Below are 1,116 nucleotides of genomic sequence, written 5' to 3' on the forward strand. Positions count from 1 at the left end.
CACGGAGGACGATCAGCATCGTCACCGCCTCAACCAGGGCATGCGGCAGGTCGAGTGCGGCAGGATACGTAAGCAACGGGGCTCCCCGGCGACAGAGGCGAGACGTCAGATACCTCCCTCAACTGCCAGGGAGCCCTGCTCGTTCTGCCTCCACGGCCCACCGCGGACATCACCCGATCGGTGGCCACGCTGAAGAAGCTCAATGGCTACTTGCTTTGCACGTTCAGCCGTACCCAACTCACATACGCGAGTACGCCGACACACCGTGGCGAAGGTGGACGAGCGTGGCCAAGAGCCGGTCGATGAAGACCAGCTGGTGCTTTGCCTCCGCGCCGACAGCCCGCATCCTCGGTCTGGACTCCAGCCCTGCCTGATGCCGTTCATGCCATAACGGGCCCACCTCGGCAACGAGTTCGGCGATCACATCGGCGGACAGCCCTGTGATCCTCCGATCACTGATGATTGCTGCACGAGTCCCGTTCCCCACCCCACGAACATGATCAAGGATCCACATCCCAGCGCCGCACCACCAACCATGCACGAGCTCGTAAGGGAACAGAGCCACACCCCCGGACTCAAAGTTGACAGATTCCGGGTCCCCTGACTCACTTCAGGTTCTCACAGAGGGGGATGGCCGACAGATCACACAGTAGGAGTGGAGGGAATCGAACCCTCACGCCACGAAGGGCACCGGGACTTGAATCCGGCGCGTCTGCCAGTTCCGCCACACTCCCGTGACGGTTCCAGTATAGGCCGTGTTCAGGTCAGGGGCCACGCAGATCCTGAAGTAAGTCCTTCCTGCTCTTGGACTGAATCGTTCCGGGTTTGACCGGAGCTCCGGTCGAGGTGAAGGCCCCGCATTCTCGCCACGCTCGACCTAACTTGATCTTTAACCGGTGCGGCGTGGGCGAGGAGTCGTGGACTTCTTCGGTTTTGGCTCGTGGCGTCTATATTGCGGGCTGTGTGCATGTCGCAGCGCGGGGCGGATGTGAGGTGACCCCCGGAGTGTGGACACAGGGGTTCATGCTGCGAGTGAGAGTTTAGTTGTCTTGTGGTGCTGCTGTTCGAACTCCATCGGGGAAAGGTAGCCGAGCGCGCTGTGGCGTCGGCGGGCGT

Annotated in this window: 1 tRNA gene and 1 pseudogene; both read right to left on the reverse strand. The window is 61.7% G+C overall.

Annotation, left to right across the window (positions count from 1 at the left end):
* Window positions 1-76, reverse strand: a pseudogene (locus tag OTB20_RS42225) (IS5/IS1182 family transposase); the annotation flags it as partial.
* A gap of 574 nt (window positions 77-650) precedes the next feature.
* Window positions 651-734, reverse strand: a tRNA-Leu gene (locus OTB20_RS42230).
* Between the last annotated feature and the right edge of the window lie 382 nt (window positions 735-1,116).

Origin of the sequence: Streptomyces sp. H27-H1 (assembly GCF_026627445.1) — a bacterium.
Taxonomy (GTDB): Bacteria; Actinomycetota; Actinomycetes; order Streptomycetales; family Streptomycetaceae; genus Streptomyces.